The organism is Cryobacterium algoritolerans (assembly GCF_004402785.1).
Taxonomy (GTDB): Bacteria; Actinomycetota; Actinomycetes; order Actinomycetales; family Microbacteriaceae; genus Cryobacterium; species Cryobacterium algoritolerans.
On the sequence record NZ_SOFP01000078.1, the window covers coordinates 1 to 2,144 of the forward strand.

The 2,144-nt window shown below is 67.6% G+C and carries 1 protein-coding gene; it reads right to left on the reverse strand.

The window, feature by feature from the left end:
• Window positions 1–46: 46 nt before the first annotated feature.
• A complete protein-coding gene (locus E3O19_RS15830; RefSeq protein ID WP_134569234.1) occupies window positions 47–1,948 on the reverse strand; it encodes an ABC transporter ATP-binding protein in 1,902 nt (633 codons plus the stop codon).
• Window positions 1,949–2,144: the final 196 nt, after the last annotated feature.

Sequence of the window (2,144 nt, forward strand, 5' to 3'; positions counted from 1 at the left end):
AGACGACTTTCCGAGGCGCTCGGGGCGGGGGCACCGAGTTCAGCGACTAGGTCTGGCTCAGCGCTTCCTCATCGGCCGCAACGTTCTTCTGCAAGGCGAACTGGGTGCGGTGCAATTCCTCGTACCGCCCACCCGCAGCCAGCAGTTCCTCGTGCGTACCGCGCTCCACGATCGAGCCGTCCTCAACCACGAGGATGAGGTCCGCGCTGCGGATGGTGGAGAGGCGGTGTGCGATCACCATCGCCGTCCGTCCCTTGAGTGCCTCGCTGAGCGCCGCCTGCACGGCGGCCTCAGACGTCGAGTCCAGCGCCGCCGTCGCCTCGTCGAGGATGACGACGCGCGGCTGGGCGAGCAGGAGCCTCGCGATGGTCATCCGTTGGCGCTCACCCCCGGACAGTCGGTAGCCACGCTCTCCCACCATGGTGTCCAGCTGGTCCGGCAGGGACCGGATGAGCGGTTCGAGCCGCGCACGGCGGACGGCGTCCCACACCTCGTCGTCGGACGCTTCCGGCCTCGCGAGGCGCAGATTGGAGAGGATGGTCTCGTGGAACAGGTGGCCGTCCTGCGTCACCATGCCCAGGGTGTTTCGCATGGAGACGAAAGTGACATCGCGGACATCCGTCCCCGCGAGGCGCACGGCGCCGCTGTCGACGTCATACAGGCGGGAGAGGAGCTGCGCAATTGTGGACTTGCCGGCACCGGACGTACCAACGAGGGCTACGGTCTGCCCCGGCTCGATCCTGAAGGACACGCCGTGCAGCACCTCCTCGCCGCCGCGGGTGTCTAGCGTGGCAACCTCTTCGAGAGAGGCGAGGGACACTTTGTCCGCGGACGGGTAGGCGAAGCGGACGTTGTCGAACTCGACGGTCACTGGGCCTTCGGGGACGGCGACGGCGTCGGGCTTTTCCTTGATGAGCGGGTCGAGGTCCAGCACCTCGAAGACGCGCTCGAAGCTGACCACCGCGCTCATGATCTCGACCCGTGCGTTTGCGAGGCTGGTGAGCGGCGCGTAGAGGCGGGTGAGCAGGAGCGCCAGGGTGACCACGTCACCGGTATTCAGTTGGCCGGCGAGTGCGAGGGAGCCGCCGAGCCCGTACACGAGCGCGAGGGCGAGAGCGGAGACGAGCATCAGTGCGGTGAAGAAGACGAACTGCAGCATCGCGGTGCGGACCCCGATGTCGCGGACGCGGGCGGCGCGGACGCGGAACTCCTCGGCCTCCTCGTCGGGCCGGCCGAACAGCTTGACGAGGGTGGCGCCGGGCGCGGAGAAGCGCTCGGTCATCTGCGTGCTCATGGCGGAATTGTGATCGGCGGCCTCGCGGCGCAGCGCGGCGAGGCGGCTGCCCATGCGGCGCGCGGGCAGCAGGAAGATGGGGAGCATGATCACGGCGAGAACCGTCACGAGCCAGGACGTGCTGAGCATGACGATCAGGGTGAGGGTTAGCGCCACGAGGTTCGTGACCACGCCGGACAGCGTGCCGCTGAAGGCCTGCTGGGCGCCGATCACATCGTTGTTGAGGCGGCTCACGAGGGCGCCCGTCCGCGTGCGGGTGAAGAACGCGATCGGCATCTTCTGCACGTGGTTGAAGACGGAGGTGCGGAGGTCCAAAATCACGCCTTCGCCGATCCGCGCCGAGTACCAGCGCGTCACGAGTGACACGGCGGCGTCGGCCACGGCCACGAGGGCGATGACGACGGCGAGCCAAACGATCGTGGTGACCTCGCCCTGGGCGACGATGACGTCGACCACCTGGCCGGCGAGTACCGGCGTCGCGACCGCGAGGAAAGCTCCCACGATGGAGAGAGCGATGAAGATCAGCAGCTTGGACCGGTAGGGCACCGCGAACGTCATGATCCGCCGCACGGACTCACGGGAGAAGCCGTGCTTGCCGTCCCTGGCGCTAGAAATCTTGTACAGCGAGCTCCAGGCCGCGCCTTCCATGCTCATTGAGGTTCCTTCCGTGGGCCCTCAGTTTAGATGGCGACTTGCCCGAGCTTTGCGACGCTGCTGCCGAGGTGACGCGCGGCGCGCCGGTCAGGACAGCGTCGGGTCCTCGGTCATTCCACGACTGTGCGCCGGCTCCGAGGTAGGAGCCAAGACGGTTCTCGTCGTGGTCGGTGGACGTGGTGGTGTTCCAGCCGGG

What these genes read in the sequence shown, in the direction of transcription:
- E3O19_RS15830 (WP_134569234.1), bottom strand. Translation starts at nt 1,948, where the DNA reads ATGAGCATGGAAGGCGCGGCCTGGAGCTCGCTGTACAAGATTTCTAGC.